The organism is Peribacillus sp. NPDC101480 (assembly GCF_050277335.1).
Taxonomy (GTDB): domain Bacteria; phylum Bacillota; class Bacilli; order Bacillales; family DSM-1321; genus Peribacillus.
Map to the genome: position 1 here is coordinate 168,144 of NZ_JBNNSB010000006.1, position 17,525 is coordinate 185,668.

Annotated in this window: 14 protein-coding genes, 1 pseudogene and 1 riboswitch; of the genes and pseudogenes, 8 read left to right on the plus strand and 7 right to left on the minus strand. The window is 42.7% G+C overall.

Annotated elements, in window-relative coordinates; translation table 11 throughout:
• Positions 1–134 precede the first annotated feature (134 nt).
• A complete protein-coding gene (locus ACQKMF_RS20050; protein ID WP_427574621.1) occupies positions 135–2,183 on the minus strand; it encodes a molybdopterin oxidoreductase family protein in 2,049 nt (682 codons plus the stop codon).
• Between the two features lie 151 nt (positions 2,184–2,334).
• On the opposite strand from ACQKMF_RS20050, the gene putP reads away from it, so the two are divergent.
• The 4 genes from putP (at position 2,335) to megL (ending at position 7,816) form a co-directional block, all read left to right on the plus strand.
• On the plus strand, positions 2,335–3,804 hold the full coding sequence (putP, locus tag ACQKMF_RS20055; protein ID WP_427574623.1) for a sodium/proline symporter PutP: 1,470 nt from the start codon (positions 2,335–2,337) through the stop codon (positions 3,802–3,804).
• 114 nt (positions 3,805–3,918) lie between these two features.
• Positions 3,919–5,244, plus strand: coding sequence for an ATP-binding protein (locus ACQKMF_RS20060; protein WP_402944462.1), 1,326 nt, complete (start codon positions 3,919–3,921; stop codon positions 5,242–5,244).
• Positions 5,245–5,291: 47 nt separating this feature from the next.
• Complete coding sequence (locus ACQKMF_RS20065; RefSeq protein ID WP_402944458.1) at positions 5,292–6,428, plus strand: DEAD/DEAH box helicase; 1,137 nt, start codon at positions 5,292–5,294, stop codon at positions 6,426–6,428.
• A 212-nt stretch (positions 6,429–6,640) separates the two neighbouring features.
• Positions 6,641–7,816, plus strand: coding sequence for a methionine gamma-lyase (megL, locus tag ACQKMF_RS20070; RefSeq protein WP_402944455.1), 1,176 nt, complete (start codon positions 6,641–6,643; stop codon positions 7,814–7,816).
• On the opposite strand, the gene ACQKMF_RS20075 is transcribed toward megL, so the two are convergent.
• Positions 7,813–8,550, minus strand: coding sequence for a TspO/MBR family protein (locus tag ACQKMF_RS20075; protein ID WP_427574626.1), 738 nt, complete (start codon positions 8,548–8,550; stop codon positions 7,813–7,815). The genes megL and ACQKMF_RS20075 overlap by 4 nt on opposite strands.
• A gap of 202 nt (positions 8,551–8,752) precedes the next feature.
• Positions 8,753–8,883, plus strand: a riboswitch (FMN riboswitch).
• A 146-nt stretch (positions 8,884–9,029) separates the two neighbouring features.
• On the opposite strand from ACQKMF_RS20075, the gene ribE reads away from it, so the two are divergent.
• The 4 genes and pseudogenes from ribE (at position 9,030) to ACQKMF_RS20095 (ending at position 12,434) form a co-directional block, all read left to right on the plus strand.
• Entirely contained in the window at positions 9,030–9,668 is a 639-nt protein-coding gene (ribE, locus tag ACQKMF_RS20080; protein WP_101224897.1) for a riboflavin synthase, read from the plus strand.
• Between the two features lie 18 nt (positions 9,669–9,686).
• Positions 9,687–10,325 (plus strand): annotated as a pseudogene (gene ribB / locus ACQKMF_RS20085) (3,4-dihydroxy-2-butanone-4-phosphate synthase); the annotation flags it as partial.
• Positions 10,326–10,402: 77 nt separating this feature from the next.
• Positions 10,403–10,873 carry a 6,7-dimethyl-8-ribityllumazine synthase gene (ribH, locus tag ACQKMF_RS20090; RefSeq protein ID WP_048685088.1) on the plus strand — a complete coding sequence of 157 codons (471 nt, stop codon included), beginning with the start codon at positions 10,403–10,405 and terminating at the stop codon, positions 10,871–10,873.
• Positions 10,874–11,267: 394 nt separating this feature from the next.
• Positions 11,268–12,434 carry a DHH family phosphoesterase gene (locus tag ACQKMF_RS20095; protein ID WP_402944448.1) on the plus strand — a complete coding sequence of 389 codons (1,167 nt, stop codon included), beginning with the start codon at positions 11,268–11,270 and terminating at the stop codon, positions 12,432–12,434.
• Between the two features lie 62 nt (positions 12,435–12,496).
• On the opposite strand, the gene ACQKMF_RS20100 is transcribed toward ACQKMF_RS20095, so the two are convergent.
• The 5 genes from ACQKMF_RS20100 to mreBH all read right to left on the minus strand — a co-directional run bounded on the left by ACQKMF_RS20100 (position 12,497) and on the right by mreBH (position 17,400).
• Positions 12,497–13,363 (minus strand): YihY/virulence factor BrkB family protein, encoded by an 867-nt coding sequence (locus tag ACQKMF_RS20100; RefSeq protein ID WP_402944445.1) that lies wholly within the window; start codon positions 13,361–13,363, stop codon positions 12,497–12,499.
• A 443-nt stretch (positions 13,364–13,806) separates the two neighbouring features.
• The gene (locus ACQKMF_RS20105) at positions 13,807–15,033 is read right to left on the minus strand and encodes a cation:proton antiporter (RefSeq protein WP_230177854.1); all 1,227 of its coding nucleotides are present in this window, start codon (positions 15,031–15,033) and stop codon (positions 13,807–13,809) included.
• 6 nt (positions 15,034–15,039) lie between these two features.
• Positions 15,040–15,537, minus strand: coding sequence for a cation:proton antiporter regulatory subunit (locus ACQKMF_RS20110; RefSeq protein ID WP_101224892.1), 498 nt, complete (start codon positions 15,535–15,537; stop codon positions 15,040–15,042).
• 52 nt (positions 15,538–15,589) lie between these two features.
• Entirely contained in the window at positions 15,590–16,153 is a 564-nt protein-coding gene (locus ACQKMF_RS20115) for a tyrosine-type recombinase/integrase (protein ID WP_101224891.1), read from the minus strand.
• Positions 16,154–16,392: 239 nt separating this feature from the next.
• A complete protein-coding gene (gene mreBH / locus ACQKMF_RS20120; protein WP_101224887.1) occupies positions 16,393–17,400 on the minus strand; it encodes a rod-share determining protein MreBH in 1,008 nt (335 codons plus the stop codon).
• Between the last annotated feature and the right edge of the window lie 125 nt (positions 17,401–17,525).

Genomic DNA, 17,525 nt, shown 5'->3' on the forward strand with positions numbered 1-17,525 from the left:
GAAATAGTCCGAGAATCGCAGATAAAAACTCCGAAATTGCAGATAAAATGCCGGAATCGCAGATAAAACTCCGAAAATCGGAGATATATTTCAAATAATCGCAGCTATATATTCAGAGATTGCTCAACGTTAATCTACTTTTGTTGGATTTTTTCAAGATCCACCCGTCCTGAGAAGAAAACGGCGCCATTACCCATATCTGCGAGCCGATCTGGGGTAAGGGAATTAATGTGTTGCTTTGTTTCGGGCGTATTCTGCCACAAGCCTTGGCTGACAAGAACGCCTGGTAACACATTTTCTCCAGGAGCAGCGGTAAGCAAACATTCACCGCGATCGTTCCAGATTTTAACGATATCTCCGGGTGCTATCCCCATTGTTTTGGCATCAGCGGCATTCATGTGCAGTTTTGGTTCCTTTTCCATGGAGATATGTTTGGCATTATTTGAAAAGGTTGAATTCAAGAAATTGTGATTAGGTGCCGGTATGAATAAAAATGGCAGGTCGCTGTCTTTAATGATGGGTGTATATGTTGGCAAAGGCTCGTATCCATCCCGCTTCATCCTTTCGGAATAAAGTTCGATTTTACCGCTTGGTGTCGGGAGTTTGCCTGGGAACATCGGCCGCATTTTGGCTTTGAGAAATTGATTCCTCGAAAGGGAGTCATAGGTGATGCCTTCCAAATGCGGGTTGTCGGGAAAATCCAGCGCCTGCCGTATCATATCTTCCTCTGAATCTCTAAATGCTTGTTCCTCAAATCCCATTCCAACAGCCAACAGTTTGAACAATTCAACATTCGATTTAGATTCGCCATATTTTTCGACTACAGGTTTTTGTATTTGGACGTAATTATGCCAGTATGAATTATAAAAATCCTCCGTTTCATAAGATGACGTGGCAGGAAGGACGATGTCGGCAAACATGGCCGTTTCGGTTAAGAATAGGTCATGGACCACTGTGAATAGACCTTCCCGCATTAGACCCTCCTGTACCTTATTTGCATTTGGAGCGACAAGTGCTGGATTGGAGCCGTAAACAAACATGGAGCGAATCGGGTTTTCTTTTTCCAGAAGAGCTTGCCCGATTTGGTTCATATTAATGGTCCGTGTAGCTTTATTTTGCAATAAATCCGGACGTCTTAAGGCATTTGTATTAAACGCGAGATATCCTGAATTCCCTTTGATGGCTCCGCCGCCTTCCGCCATCCATTGGCCGGTAAGGGCAGGCAGGCAGGCAATGGTGCGTACTGCCATGCCGCCATTGTCATGGTGCTGCAGGCCATTGCCTATCCGGACGAATGATGGACTGGTCGTGCCGTACATCCTGGCTAATTCATATAAGTCATCAATTGGAACTCCAGTGATCGCGGAGACCGTCGCAGGGTCATATTGGCGGACGTGTTCGCGCAATTCAGCAGCACCCACTGTGTATTCATCGAGAAAGGCCTGGTCGACTAGATTCTCGGTATATAGGATATGCATTAATCCGAGGGCGAGCGCACTATCTGTACCAGGCAGAATGGGAATGAACCAATCCGCCCACTTGCCTGTTTGGTTTTTATGTACGTCAATGACAACTACTTTGGCCCCGTTTTTTCGGGCTTGCTGGGCAAGCGTTACTTGGTGCATATTTGTGCTCACAGCGTTAATGCCCCACATGATGAAAAGTTTTGTATGAATCGTTTCTTCTGGGTCGGTGCCGAATGAACCACCCATTGTATAGCTGTATCCGACTGAGCCGGCCGCGTTACAAATGGAGCGTTCAAGCATGCTTGCACCGAGCCTGTGGAAAAAACGGCGATCCATTCCTTCAGCGCTAAGGTTGCCCATGTTTCCGTAAAAGCTGTAGGGAAGTATGCTTTCCGGACCATGCATATCGATCAGGTCTTTCCATTTGGAAGTGATTGTGTCAATGGCCTCTTCCCAGCTGATTGGAGCGAATTTCCCTTCTCCTTTCGGACCGATGCGCTTTAATGGCTGCTTTAAGCGATTTGGGTCATATAGACGGGCAGTCATGTTGCGGACTTTGTTGCAAATATTCCCTTTTGTGACTGGATGATCAGGGTCTCCTTGAACTTTAATGATTTTCCCATCTTTTTTGTGCAGCAGTAAACCGCATTGATCAGGACAGTCAAGAGAGCAAACAGAGGGAAAGACTCCATCTGGCTGATTGATATAGGATTGCATGGCGTATTCCTCCTTATAATTTAATCTAATAAAATGAATTTTCTTAATTATATTGAAAGTGAAATCGGTGAAAGGTGCAAGAACTTCTTAACATATGTTTTTTTTTCTGATAAGCTTACTAGATGAAAAATTAACCTAGGGGGATTCATTTTTGGATTACGGAATTATAATATCAATTGGAATATACATGGCAGGCATGCTGTTAATTGGTTATTTGGCCTATCGGAAAACGGCAAACTTAACCGATTACATGCTTGGCGGACGGAACTTGGGCCCGGCTGTAACTGCATTGAGTGCAGGTGCTTCCGATATGAGCGGCTGGCTGTTGATGGGTCTTCCGGGTGCAATGTACATAAGCGGATTGAGTGCTGGCTGGATTGTCGTCGGCCTGTGTGCAGGGTCTTATTTAAACTGGCTATTCGTGGCACCAAGACTTCGGACATATACGGAATTGGCCGGTAATTCGATTACGATTCCCGACTTCTTGGGAAATCGGTTCAAGGATGGCTCCCGGGTCTTAAAAGTGGTATCGGCATCGGTCATTTTAATTTTCTTCACCTTTTACACATCTTCAGGCATGGTAGCAGGCGGTGAGCTTTTCCGCACGGCTTTCAATTTGGATTACCGGTGGGGCATCTGGCTGACAGCGAGCGTCGTTATTCTTTATACATTATTCGGCGGATTCCTGGCTGTTAGCTGGACGGACTTCGTACAAGGTACGATTATGTTCATTGCCTTAATTCTAGTCCCGGTTGTCACAATTGTAAATATTGGAGGCTGGGATCCCACTTTCAATGCAATAAAATCGATCAATCCGAATTTATTGCATGTTTTTGAAGGAACATCGACCATTGGCATCATATCTCTTCTGGCATGGGGGCTTGGTTATTTCGGGCAGCCTCATATAATCGTTCGATTCATGGCGGTTTCATCTGTTAAAGAATTGAAAAGCGCACGGCGAATCGGTATGGGCTGGATGATTTTTGCCATCGTCGGAGCGATGTTCACCGGGTTGGTGGGGATTGCTTATTTTAACCTGACAAGCAGTCCTTTAGGGGAAAAAAATGCTGAGTCCGTCTTCATCATTTTAGCAAAAGAACTGTTTCCTTCCCTAATTACAGGCTTTTTGTTGGCTGCGATTTTAGCAGCGGTCATGAGTACGATTGCATCTCAGCTGTTAGTATCGGCAAGTGCCCTGACCGATGATTTCTATAAGCAGTTCATTCGGCCGAAAGCATCTGATAAGGAATTAGTGCTGGTAGGTCGGTTTGGTGTATTGGCGATATCTGCCATTGCCTTATTATTGGCGTTTAATCCAAGCGGTACAATCCTTAAATTGGTGGGTTATGCATGGGCTGGTTTCGGAGCGGCATTCGGTCCTGTCATTCTATTAAGCCTATACTGGAAGCGGATGACGAAATGGGGAGCCCTGGCGGGAATGATTGTCGGTACGGCAACCGTGATCGTTTGGGATATGATCGATAAGTTCGCTGAAGTATACGAAATCATTCCTGGTTTCATTGCTGGTTCAATAGCGGTGATCGTTTGCAGCTTATTATCGGCCAAGCCTACAAAAGATATAGAAGAAGAATTCAATCAAGCCATTAAAAACCTCTCTTGATCATTGAAGGTCCAGTTAAAATGCTCTGGATTTTTTAGCTATATAAAACAATGATTGCAATATATATGGTACAATATCGATAGAGTCCTTATGTTGAAAACATGAGGGCTTTTTTTGAGTGATTTGGGAATAATAAACCAAAAACAATACAAAGGAAAAAATATGAACCAATCTCATAAAATTGCATGTAAAGTGGCTTTTATATATATAACCATTGGGGTCTTATGGATTGTCGTTACGGATTACATCTCTATGACACAGGCAAGGGCAGATGTTCAGATATATGCAATGTTTCAACATTCCAAAGGCTGGATGTTCATTTTCATAACCGGGCTTTTCCTATACTTCATAATCAGGTATTGGACGGGGAAAATGTTGAGGTCCCAACAGGAATTCATTCTGAAGGATGAACAGTATCGGTCGCTGTTCAAGCATAACCCGGATTGTGTCCTTGAGCTGAATCTCGAAGGAAATGTAGTTTCGCTAAACCCGGAAGCTGAGAAACTGTTGGGGCATAATAGTGACAATTTGAAAGGCAGGAATGCGAATCATCTCCTCAACTGGAATGAAAGTGAAAAAGTATCTGAATTCTTTTTACAGTCCCTTCAAGGAGAGGCTGTTAAATTCGAAACGACCATCCAGAATAGCAGTGATGAAAAACGGATAATCCGTGTGACCTTTTTACCGATCATCGTTCACGCGGAAATGCTAGGGGTATATGCAATCGTTAGGGATATTACTGAATTGCGGCGCGAAGAGGAATTGATGATCATGTCTGAAAAGCTATCTGTTATCGGACATCTGGCTGCCGCCGTCGCACATGAGATAAGGAACCCACTTACATCGTTAAAAGGATTCGTACAGTTAATGGATATGACCCAGGAAGTAAACCCGCAGCATTCCGATATCATGTTGAAGGAAATTGACCGAATCAATATTATCTCAAGCGAACTTTTGGTTCTCGGGAAGAAACAGGATGTCGCATTTCGCAGGATCGATCTTGCCGACTGTTTACAGCAGGTTTTCACATTGATGAAGGCAGAAACGAATTTGAATAATATCGAAATGGGATTCAGGGTTAAAACTGCCGAACCGATTTATATTATGGCTGATTCAATTGAACTTAAACAGTTGGTAATCAATATCATAAAGAACAGCATTGAAGCGATAAAGGATAATGGCGAAATTGAAATTTCACTGCAAATCATCGATGGACAAGCTGTAGTCAGCGTGAGTGATAATGGCATGGGAATGGGGCCCGAGCGTCTTGAACGGATTGGTGAGCCTTTTTACTCAACGAAGGAAAAGGGCACAGGGATCGGGCTTGCAATTTGCCGGAAGATCGTTCATCGCCTTCAGGGGGAAATGGATTTTGAAAGTGAGATAAACAAAGGGACGACGGTTACAATTCGCATTCCGTTGGCTACTGGACAAGAATAAATGGTACTATGAAAGATAGGAAAAGTTTTATATTAAAGGAGAACGATATGAGCGAATTACCCGCATTAATAAACGATAGAAAACCATATATACAAGAGGTCTGGAAAAAGTCCGGATTCGGACAACTTACCCCGATTCAAACGAAAGCAATTCCCGTGATTGTCGAGGGAAAAGATATCATGGCCGAATCACCGACAGGTACAGGGAAAACATTAGCATATTTACTGCCATTGCTGGAAAAGATAGATCCTGAAAAAAAATCGCACCAAGCTTTGATTTTGGCATCATCACGAGAACTGGTCATGCAAATCAATGAAGAAATTCGCATTTGGTCAGAGGGAAGCGGCATTACGGGCGCAGCATTCATCGGCGGTGCAAATGTGAAAAGGCAATTGGACAAACTGAAGAAGCGTCCACAGGTGATTGCTGGAACACCGGGACGGATTTACGAATTGATTGCCCAAAAGAAATTGAAAATGCACGAAGTTAAGACGATAGTACTTGATGAAGGTGACCAATTGATCACTCCGGAGCATATGGGAACGATAAATAATATTATCAAAACAACGCTAAAAGACCGGCAAATCATGGTGTTTTCAGCGACCCTGCCGGAGGAAACGGAAAAAGCGGCCAGGGGATTCATGAATGAACCCGAAATGATCAAGGTTGATAAGCATGAAAAAATGGAATCAAAGGTGGACCATCTTTACTTTGTTGTTGAGAGACGGGAAAAGTCCAAGATTCTAGAGAAAATCACAAGACTTAAAGATGTGAAGGCCCTTGCCTTCCTGAATGATATAGCAGAGCTGAGCGTCTTACATGAAAAGCTGAGCTATAAAGGTATTGAAATGGGCGTGCTTCACGGCGAATCCAATAAAGTCGACAGGGAGAAAGCGCTGCGCAAGCTTCGTTCAGGAAAATCCCCGATGCTGATAGCAACGGATGTAGCGGCAAGGGGGCTAGATATAAAAGGCCTTACTGCGGTCGTTCATATTGATATGGCTGACAACATCGAACAATATATCCATAGATCGGGTAGAACTGGGCGTGCAGGTGCAGATGGCACTGTCATTTCAATCGTAACGGAAAGAGAAGAGCGAGAGTTGAAAAAAATGGCTCGTGAACTAGAGCTGCCATTAACGAGAGTAACCTTCTATGGTGGAAACATCGTAGTCGATGAATGATTCGGAAAAAGGGGCGGCCATGGCGGCTGTCCCTTTTTTACGAATGCCCGGGTAAATCCATCTGAACTTGTTCATCTATTGCCCTACGGAAATCATATCATCTTTACTAAATTCAGGGGTTCATTTATAGGTGATGACCATGAATGAAAACGCTTCCTTTATATAGGTTTTTGACATATGATAGCAATAGACATAGGTTAGGAGGAGACGGTATGACAGGAAAGTATAAAAAGTTTGAAACGGCAGTCATCCATGAAGGATATGACTCGAAGAAGCATTTAGGAAGCTTGGCAACACCCTTATTTCAAACCTCAACATTCACTTTCGAAAATGCCGAGCAAGGGGAGAGGCGTTTCGCCGGTATGGAAGATGGATATATATATTCACGACTTGGAAATCCAACGGTACATGTGCTTGAAGAAAAGATTGCCGCTTTGGAAGGCGGGGAAGCTGGCCTTGCTTTCGGTTCAGGCATGGCCGCCGTTTCAGCTGTGCTTTTTGCGTTAACGAAAACAGATGACCACATCCTATGCTCACAGGGGTTATATGGTTGTACATTTGGCCTTCTGCAGCTTATGAAAAATAAATACCGCATCACTCATGATTTTTGTGAGATGGATACAGAAGAACAGGTAAGGAAAATGATTCGGCCGGAAACGACCTGCATCTATGTAGAAACCCCGATCAATCCGACGATGAAAATGATTGATTTACCGATGGTGGTGAAAGTTGCGAAGGAACATAATGTGACGGTCGTAGTGGATAATACGTTTTCGACGCCATATCTACAGAGACCGCTTGAGTATGGCTGTGATATCGTCCTTCATAGCGCTACGAAATATCTTTGCGGGCATGGGGATGTCGTTGCAGGACTTGTCGTAGGTAAGAAGGAATTCATGAATCAGGTAGCAGGGACTACACAGAAGGATATCGGTGGAATCATTTCACCTTTCGATGCCTGGTTACTATTGCGGGGGTTAAAGACCTTGCCTGTCAGGATGGACCGTCATTCGTCCAATGCAATGGAAATCTTTCATGAACTTAAGAAACATCCAAAAGTGAAAAAGGTATATTATCCAGGTGATGAAGCTTCACCGGATCATTATATAATGCAAAAACAGATGAAACATGGCGGCGGCCTTATCTCTTTCGAATTGCATGGCACAAAACAGGATGCACAGGAATTCCTAAATAAATTGAAACTAATCAAAATTGCCGTAAGTCTTGGGGATGCCGAAACATTGATACAGCATCCCGCTACCATGACGCACTCTGCAGTTCCTGAAGATTCACGGAAACAAATGGGCATCAGTGACCAGCTGGTCCGTCTCTCAGTTGGCCTAGAAGCTTGGCAGGATGTCTGGCAAGATCTTCAGCAAGCATTTTAGGCTACCATATTCCTTCTACTTTTAATGAAGATGGTGATGGATACGATAAAAGTGATGACAGCCAGGATATAAGAAATGTCCGTAATTACCGGATAGGCGGAGCTATTTCGTATCCCGATCCCTATGAACGCCCAAACGAATACGAGAGGATAGCACCAATCCCGGTTTTTACCTGCAAAGACGAAAGCCAGGATTGTTGCTGCAATCAGCAGGACGATCGTCCAGGTTGAACTGGAAACCCCAAAACCGTCCCATTTGATATACGTGAGGTAATAAGAAATGTCAGCGATAGTTGCAACACTTACCCAGCCTGTATAAACGGAAAACGGAAATAGGTCGAAAGGCGTGTGCTCCACTTTTTTTATGTTAGTATAAATGACCATTAAAGTAGCCAAAAGAGCAATGATAATGAATACGGATAACAAAAAGTGCTCATAGTGCCAAGCCAAAAGCCAAGCGCCATTCAAGACACAGCTTAAAGCGAACCAAGGGAAGGATGCCTTATAGGCAGGGCTGTTTTGGTGTTTGCTTAAAAACTGCCTGAATACCCAGATGGCGAGCAGGAAATAGATCAAGCCCCATATGGAAAATACATATCCTGCAGGAGTGAAAAGGACATCAAGTTTATCGGAAATCTCTCCTGATGTCTGGCCGTTCAATGGCAGGTAATTAGCTAAAAAATTCATCGTGACGACGAACAGATAGAAAATCAAGTTGATGATGGAAATAAGCATAAGGCTTCCTCCTTATAGGAATTGTGATCCTCTAACCCTATTCCACATATTTAGCCTGATTAACCTCTTTGGAGCACATCGGGGACTTTGGAGGTCGTTTTTCCATAAAGAGAGGAAGTTTCTGTAACAATTGAACCATTTAAGGTTAGAAATTTTACATCTTCACTTTATGGTGATAAAATATTCAAAGATTCATATTATTTTAGTCCTTCGGGGTCGGGTGAAAATCCCAACCGGCGGTGATGAAGAAATTCTAAGCCCGCGAGCCTGTTAAAGGCAGGATTTGGTGAGATTCCAAAGCCGACAGTAAAGTCTGGATGGGAGAAGGACGTGTGGAACCCAAGTGTATACGTACGCCTAATTTTTCAAAAATGAAAATGTTGGGCTTTTTAGGTATACAATTTTTTTCACTCATTTCTCCTGCTAACTCCTTAGGTCATCCTAAGGGGTTTTTTATATTTTATAAAAGGGGGAAAAACATGTTTACGGGAATCATTGAGGATATCGGTACCGTTCATTCCATGAACAAAGGAAAAAGCAGTATGGAGTTATCGATTCGTTCTGAAAAAATCCTTGAAGATGTTCATCTGGGGGATAGTATTTCAGTAAACGGGGTCTGCTTAACGGTAACGTCTTTCACTAAAAGTTTGTTTACTGTCGACGTGATGCCGGAAACGGTCAAAGCTTCCTCGATACGGACATTGAAATTGGGATCACCTGTGAATCTTGAACGAGCCATGAGTGCACAGGGAAGGTTTGGCGGTCATTTTGTTTCAGGTCATATCGACGGAACCGGAACGATCATAAAAAAAGAACGGAAAGAAAATGCCGTATATTATGTAATCCAATTGGAAGAGGGGCTCAGTGCCTTTTGCATTCCAAAAGGATCCGTGGCCATTGATGGAACGAGCTTGACGATATTTGGGATCGAAAGGAACCTATTGACTGTATCACTGATTCCATTGACTCATCAGGACACCATATTGGGACAAAAAGCGGCTGGCGATATCGTTAACATCGAAAACGACATGATAGGGAAATATATAATACATCAAATGAAAAATGGCAATCCAAAACCAGGACTGAATTTAGAGTTTTTGGCAGAGCATGGATTCTAATAAAAGGGCGGTGTAATGATGTTCCATACAATAGAAGAAGCGATAGAAGATTTGAAGGCAGGCAAGGTAGTAATCGTATCCGATGATGAAGACCGTGAAAATGAAGGGGATTTTGTAGTGCTGGCCGAAAAGGCGACACCGGAAGCGATTAATTTCATGGCGACTCATGGACGTGGTTTGATATGTACAACCATCACTGAAGAACTGGCAGCGAAATTGAAACTGCATCCTATGGTTGGAAAAAATACCGATCATCATGGCACTGCTTTTACGGTAAGTGTCGATCATAAAAGCACCTCTACAGGAATCAGTGCTTTTGAAAGGTCCTTGACCATCCTTGAGCTTCTTAATGAAGATTCGGTCGCTGAAGATTTCCAAAGGCCTGGTCACACTTTTCCGATAGTCGCAAAAGAAGGCGGCGTATTAAGGAGGGCGGGACATACAGAGGCATCGGTGGACTTGGCGAAGTTATGCGGTGCCGCTCCAGCTGGTGTCATTTGTGAAATCATGAATGAAGATGGATCGATGGCCCGGGTATCCGATTTAGAAGTCATCGCTGATAAATTCAACCTGAAGTTCATTACGATAGCCGATTTGATTAGGTATCTTCAACAAAATGATACTATCGGGAACCAGGAGCTTGAACTGAACATCCCGAAAGCTTGAGGATTTAAGTAATTACATCTTACAGAACAAAAAATTATATTGTTTTTTAAAATTAGGAGGAATTGGACATGGGGAAAACTATTGAAGCACAATTAATCGGATCAGGATTGAAAGTCGGTATCGTGGTAGGAAGATTTAATGAGTTTATCACAAGCAAGCTTTTAGGAGGGGCATTGGATGGCCTTAAGCGTCATGGCGTTGATGAGAATGATGTTGACATCGCTTGGGTCCCGGGTGCTTTTGAACTACCGTTAATTGCAAAAAAACTTGTGAATACAGGTAAATATGATGCGGTAATCGGTCTTGGAACGGTAATCAGGGGTGCCACTTCACATTATGATTATGTCTGTAATGAAGCGGCTAAAGGCATGGCTTCCGTTTCCTTGGAAACGGGTGTACCGGTTATCTTCGGTTTGCTGACAACTGAAAATATTGAACAAGCGATTGAACGTGCAGGAACAAAATCAGGTAACAAAGGCTATGAAGCGGCCGTTAGTGCAATTGAAATGGCCAACCTTGGAAAATTGATTGAACAGTGATTTGGTATAAGGAAGCCGCAGGGAATAACGTCCCTGCGGCTTTTTTTGATGTACCGGATCATTTGTCGGATTGGGTCTGGCTTTTTAAACCATTAAGCAATTCTTCAAAGTTCGTAAAATTCCTAGCCATTTGATCGATTAGTGAATGCTGATCTTCACCACTCACAGCAACCTCTTCAATGGAAAAATCTCGATTTCAAAGTAATGGACGTTATAAATTATGGAAAATAAAGAATCATCAGGGGATTTTTCGAAAAAAAAAACGAACAAAAGCATCACGTAATGGAAGCATGATAAAATATGCGGATATGATTATGCTACAATTGTAAAGATTGCAATTGAAATTCATGTCTTTAGGGAAAAGTAAATTTATTAGTTACTAGGAGGGGTTTGTGTGTACCATCTCTTTACACATAATGATTTAGATGGAGTCGGCTGCGGCATTATAGCTAAGCTGGCCTTCGGAGAAGAAGTAGTGGTAAGTTATAATTCAATTGGTCGCCTTAATCAGAACGTAGGAGCATTTCTTGAGCAGGCCAAGCTTGAAGATACATTGATCGTTACTGATCTATCGGTTGATGAAGATAACGAAAAAATGATTACTCAGTTTGTGGAAGATGGAGGCAAAGCGCTGCTGATCGATCATCATAAGTCAGCATTGCATTTGAACGAACATGATTGGGCATCTGTAACTGTCGAACAGGAAGATGGTAAACAGACGGCAGCGACATCATTATTCTATCAGTATGCAGTTGAAAATAAATACCTGGAACCTTCAAGCATTGTCGCTGAATTCGTTGAATTGGTCCGACAATACGATACTTGGGAATGGGAAGTCAATAAAAATACAACGGCAAAACGATTGAATGACCTGTTTTTCATGATTCCGATAGAGGAATTCGAAATGAAAATTGCAAATAAGCTGTCTACGGCTGAAAGTTTTACTTTTGACGAAGTGGAGCAAACCCTTCTGAATGTTGAAGAGAGTCGGGTAGATCGGTACATAAACAGGAAAAAAAGAGAAGTCTATCAGGCTACGGTCGGTCCCCATACAGCTGGTGTGGTCCATGCAGAGTCATATCACTCAGAATTGGGTAATGAACTGTCGAAAGAGTTCTCGCATCTTGATTATATAGCGATCCTGATGGTTGGAAGTAAAAGAATCAGCTTCCGGACAATTCACGACGATATTGATGTTTCTGAAGTTGCTGGCAAGTACGATGGAGGCGGCCACCAAAAAGCGGCAGGTTGTACCATGTCCGAAAAGGCGTATAGCCAATATGTCGAAAAGACCTTCTTTGCCGAGCCCCTTAAACGAGACGCACATAAGAATCAACTGAATGTAAAGGAATCCCCAGAGGGCTGCCTATATTCAACGAGAGACAAACATGACATATTCATCTATGAAGATGAAGAAGAGCAATGGATTGTTGAAATCAACGGAAAACAACAGAAAAAAACATTCGATACATTTGTGGAAGCGGAAAAATACATGAAGCGGAAATACGCTGCATGGCTGGCCTATGATGAAAGATATGAAGAGTTTGTCAATAAAGGATGAATACGAAAGCGGCTGTCCGAATGGGACAGCCGCTTTTCTATCTTTTGTCGTAATTCATGATTTTATCTTTTAAGCGGGACAGGATGGACGATCGTGCGGGAGGATTTTTTTGGAATGGAATTTTGGCGATGAAGAATTGCATTGATTTCTCCGCCGATCACAAAAATCAGACCACTCAAATACAGCCATAGCATCAAGATGATGACGCCTCCTAAACTGCCGTAAGTGGAAGAATAGTTGGCAAAATTACTGACATAGAATGAAAATCCAAGTGATATTCCTAGCCAAAGTACAGTTGCGGTAACTGCCCCAGGGATGACATGTTTAATGGGAAAACTTTTATTCGGTGCAAAGCGATATAAAAAGGTCAGGACAAGTGATATGACCACAACCGCGATAACCCACCGTAAAAAGCTGAATATTATTTGCGTTTCTTCAGGGATCGGAATGACTTGCTGTAATAAATCGATGATCACTTTTCCGAAAACGGGGAGACCCAACATGACGATGAATGCCACAACCAGTCCTAATGTCAATGCAATGGAAATGAAGCGGGCTTTAATGAAATTCCTTGTTTCTTCAACATCATAGGCGATATTCATGGAATGGATGAACGCATTCATTCCATTGGAAGCGGACCATATGGTGCCAAGGAAACCAAAAGTCAGTAAGCCTCCGTTCCGTTCAGATAATATGTTAATGATATTTTTCTCGATGACTTCCATCGTTTCCGCAGGCATGAAGGTTTTTATCGTGTCAAGGGCAGTCTGAATATCGATGTTCAGATAAGGTAATAAGGACAGCAGTAAAATGAGCAAAGGGAATAGTGCCAGTAGATAGTAATAAGCTTGTTCTGCTGCCAGTCCGGTCACACGATCTTCCTTTATTTCTTTAATCAGTTTCTTTGAAAATTTTATCGACTTATTCATCTGGGCATCACTCCTGAATAGTTACTTAGGTTATTGCTTCTTTTCCCTCTGCTCATATAAGTTAATCCTCAAAAGAAAAGAAATTGAAAGCCCTAATCCGAGCACTTGTAAAAGCTTGTGACAAATATGCCGGAATGATGGAGAGGTGAAGAAAAGGGCTGCCAAGGATGACCAACCTTAGCCAGTTCTTTTTTCAATGCTTTTTTTAAAAAAATTGCAGAAGTCGGGGAATGGCGAGTATCATGCACGGGAAAATCAGGATTGAAGATTCGTAAAGCAAGCGACTAACTGATAAGCTTTCGATACTTCAAGCCTATCAATAATGCCAACACTACTGCTAGGTATGATTTTATGCCCTCTTTAAAACAAGTATAATAGCTAATTAAGTGATTTATTAAGGTAAACAGAAAAACGGCCAGACATTGCGGTCTGGCCGTTTTGCTCTATTGCACTTCTTTTCCCTGTTCCTTCTGAACCTTCGGAGAGGTCCATTTGAATACTTTATTTAGGATATTATAGATGTGTTTGGATTCTTTGGTAAGGATCGGCCCAAGAATCGCTAAGGTTAAAACATAAAGTGCCGCAAACGGGGTTAGTATAGGCATTAAACCGCCGGCAATGCCTAAGTTGGCTAAAATGATGGAGAATTCGCCGCGTGAAACGATCGTTAAACCGATGTTTGCGGAAGCTCTGTGAGATAAACCGGATTTGCGTCCGGCAATCATACCAGCTGCAAAGTTACCGATTATGGTGATGATGACGGCACCAAGAACCATCCAGACAGCTCCGCCAAGGGTAGTCGGATCGATACTCAAGCCAAAGCTGAAGAAAAATATGGCCCCGAAGAAGTCTCGAAAGGGAATGACAAGTTTCTCGATTCTGTCGCTATGTTCCGTTTCAGAAAAGACTAGGCCGAGCAGTAATGCACCAATGGCTTCCGCAACATGAATCGTTTCCGAGAAACCGGCAATGAAGAATAGTAATGCGAACACGACGATGATAAAAATCTCATCGGAGGATATATTGAATAATTTGTTAAGGACCCCAGATGCTTTCCGGGCGATAACGAAAAATATCAGCATATACCCAATCGCGATAAATGTAGAAAGTAATGTTCCCCAAACGGAACCAGAAGAGCTTAATACCAATCCGGATACGACTGATAAATAAACAGCGAGGAAGATATCTTCAAACATGATGATGCCAAGGATTAGCTCCGTTTCATTGTTACCGGTCCTTTTAAGGTCCACAAGCACCTTTGCCACAATGGCACTTGAAGAAAAACTGATGATACCGGTTAATATCAGAACCTCTTTCAATGGAAGACCGAGCAGGAAACCGTAAAGCAAGGCCATTCCCACGTTGATTAAAATGTAATAGGTTCCGCCTGTCACGATATTTTTTCCGGATTTCATGAGCTTTTTGACGGAAAATTCAAGCCCTAGGTAAAACAGAAGGAATAATATACCAACCCGACCGAGGAATGCTATGATTTCATCGCTTTCGATGAAACGCAGGTCAATTAATCCGAAGTGCGGGGCATGGGGGCCAACGAGCATCCCGATGATAATTAATAGTGGAACATTCGATATTTTGAATTTACCTGCTACGAGAGCGGCTAATGCCACTAGAAGTAGGGCAGTTCCCACTTCAAAGACTAAATGGTCCATATGAGCTTAGTCACTCCTTTCGTCGGTCAATAATTCTCTTGTGAGGTTTCGGATATCTTTTCTTTCACCGGATATCACAAGGGTGTCGCCTGTTTCGATGATGGAGTCAGGACCAGGATTATTCAGTTGTTTTTTTCCTTTTTTAGAATGGGCGATGACGGTCACGTTATAATTGCTCCTGATATCAATCGCACCGATCGTTTGATTGATGGCCTTTGAACCTGGTTCGACTTTGAACCATTCAATCACCAAGTCACCCAATGACATTTCAATCGTTTCAAGTGCTTGCGGTTTATAAACCATGCCGCCTATGATGGAAGCCATTTGCCGTGATTCCTGATCGTTAAGGGTGATGCTCGATATGACGTCCTCATGTTCATTATCAAAATGGTATAATTCCCGACGGCCGTCATCATGAATGACGATTACTAACTTTTCATCATTTCTCGTTATGATTTCAAATTTTTGGCCAATACCAGGAAGTTCACTTTCTCTAATTCTCACTGGAATTCCTCCTTAAAATGTTGGTTAGAGTTAATAGAAGATAGCAGAATGTTTATAAGTTAACGTCAATATTCGTCTTGAATTTCTTCTCCTTCGATATGCCGATGTATTTTAATGTCTCCGATGGACTGGAATGATGGTAATGCTTCTGTATCAATGCCAGTGACACTCCTTGTTTATAGGCATGGTAGCCAAAAGTTTTACGCATCGAACTTGCTCCGAACTTGCCGGTCAGGCCTGCACCTTCCACAGCATCATGGATGATTCGGTGAGCCTGTTGACGTGTGATCGGCTTTTTTGTCTTAGGGGAAAGAAATAAAAATTGACCTTCGATAACCTTTGAGCCTTTAAGGTATTCTTGTAAGGCGGTACGGACTTTCAGGTTCAAATAAATTTGGTTTACTTCGTCATTTTCCGTACGCTGCTCATAGAACTCCTTTATTTTGCCCGTTTCATCCAGAACGCTGGCGACGGTGATTTCGAGCATTTCATTTATCTTCATACCTGTATTGATGCCGAGTACAAACAATAAATAATCCCGACTGGAGTGAGAGCGTAAGTATGTTTTTATTTTGCTGATTTGATTGATATCCTTAAAGGCTTCTACATATTCCATAGATCTTCTCCTCTTGCCAATGTAACATAATTAGATTATAACACAAGTTATGTAACATTGCATGCATTTAGTTCTGCAGGTTATTCCTATCCAAACAGTAAAAAAACCTTTTCCTTATTCTCTACGCAAACGAGGTAAAATATTTCAGGGAAGTTATTTAACGTGGAAGTTGCTGTCTGCAAATGGGGGAGGCCTGAAAGGAAAAAAAAGAAACCCCAAGTCGGGGTTTCCTCAATTTTTTAGTATACGGCTTTTTGTAATTTGTGAATGACCTCAAGTGAAAGCCCGGTTCCGATGGCAACGGATTCAAGCGGGTTATCTGCAAGTTGGACTGGGACGACGATTTCATTCGTCAGCCATTCTTGTACCCCGTTGAGAAGTGCACCCCCGCCGGATAAGATGACACCTTGATCGACGATATCCCCGCTCAATTCAGGAGGACAATCTTCCAAAGTGGCCCTGATTGCTTCCAGTATATGGAGAAGCGATTCCTGGATGGCTTCCTGGACGTCAGTGGATGATATTGTAATCGGCTTTGGAAGACCCGTTACAAGATCGCGGCCCCTGACTTCCATGGTGATCACGGAATGTTCAACGAGTGCGTAGCCGATTTCTTTTTTTATTTCCTCGGCTGTTCTTTCCCCAATCAGCACATTATGTTTTTTTCTGACATACTGGCTGATATCTTCATCCAATTGATCTCCGCCAATTCTGATTGAATTGCAAGAAACGACGCCGCCATAAGAAATGATTGCGACCTCAGTCGTTCCGCCGCCGATATCAACGATGACATTGGCAACTGGCTCTTCGACAGGCAAGCCCGCACCTATTGCTGCTGCTACTGGTTCCTCGATAAGGTGGACCTGTTTCGCTCCGCAGCTTTTGACTGCATCCTGAATGGCCCTTCTCTCAACTGATGTGGAACCTGATGGTGTGCAAACCACTACACTAGGTTTGCGAATCGATAATCCTAGGGCCTTACTTGCTTTTTTCATGATTTCCCGAAGCATTTGCGCGGTCACATCAAAGTCCGCAATGACACCATCCTTAAGCGGACGGATTGCCACAATATTTCCAGGTGTTTTCCCGATCATGTTTTTTGCATCCACACCGACTGCCAATACTTTATTAGTCTCTATATCAATGGCCACCACAGATGGCTCATTAAATACGATTCCTTTATTTTTACTGTAAACTAGCGTATTTGCAGTTCCTAAGTCAATGCCTATTTCTGTATTTGATAACATCTAGTCACCCCTCCATAAGAGTTTGACCCCTATATACTCATTCTACCTTTTATAGCGAATTTGTGGGGGTGGGAAATCTAGTAAATAGTGGAAGTCACGTGCTGTTCCTTTCATAGAGCGAAAAC

What these genes read in the sequence shown, in the direction of transcription:
- ACQKMF_RS20050 (WP_427574621.1), bottom strand. Translation starts at nt 2,183, where the DNA reads ATGCAATCCTATATCAATCAGCCAGATGGAGTCTTTCCCTCTGTTTGC.
- ACQKMF_RS20065 (WP_402944458.1), top strand. Translation starts at nt 5,292, where the DNA reads ATGAGCGAATTACCCGCATTAATAAACGATAGAAAACCATATATACAA.
- megL (WP_402944455.1), top strand. Translation starts at nt 6,641, where the DNA reads ATGACAGGAAAGTATAAAAAGTTTGAAACGGCAGTCATCCATGAAGGA.
- ACQKMF_RS20075 (WP_427574626.1), bottom strand. Translation starts at nt 8,550, where the DNA reads ATGCTTATTTCCATCATCAACTTGATTTTCTATCTGTTCGTCGTCACG.
- ribE (WP_101224897.1), top strand. Translation starts at nt 9,030, where the DNA reads ATGTTTACGGGAATCATTGAGGATATCGGTACCGTTCATTCCATGAAC.
- ribH (WP_048685088.1), top strand. Translation starts at nt 10,403, where the DNA reads ATGGGGAAAACTATTGAAGCACAATTAATCGGATCAGGATTGAAAGTC.
- ACQKMF_RS20100 (WP_402944445.1), bottom strand. Translation starts at nt 13,363, where the DNA reads ATGAATAAGTCGATAAAATTTTCAAAGAAACTGATTAAAGAAATAAAG.
- ACQKMF_RS20105 (WP_230177854.1), bottom strand. Translation starts at nt 15,033, where the DNA reads ATGGACCATTTAGTCTTTGAAGTGGGAACTGCCCTACTTCTAGTGGCA.
- ACQKMF_RS20115 (WP_101224891.1), bottom strand. Translation starts at nt 16,153, where the DNA reads ATGGAATATGTAGAAGCCTTTAAGGATATCAATCAAATCAGCAAAATA.
- mreBH (WP_101224887.1), bottom strand. Translation starts at nt 17,400, where the DNA reads ATGTTATCAAATACAGAAATAGGCATTGACTTAGGAACTGCAAATACG.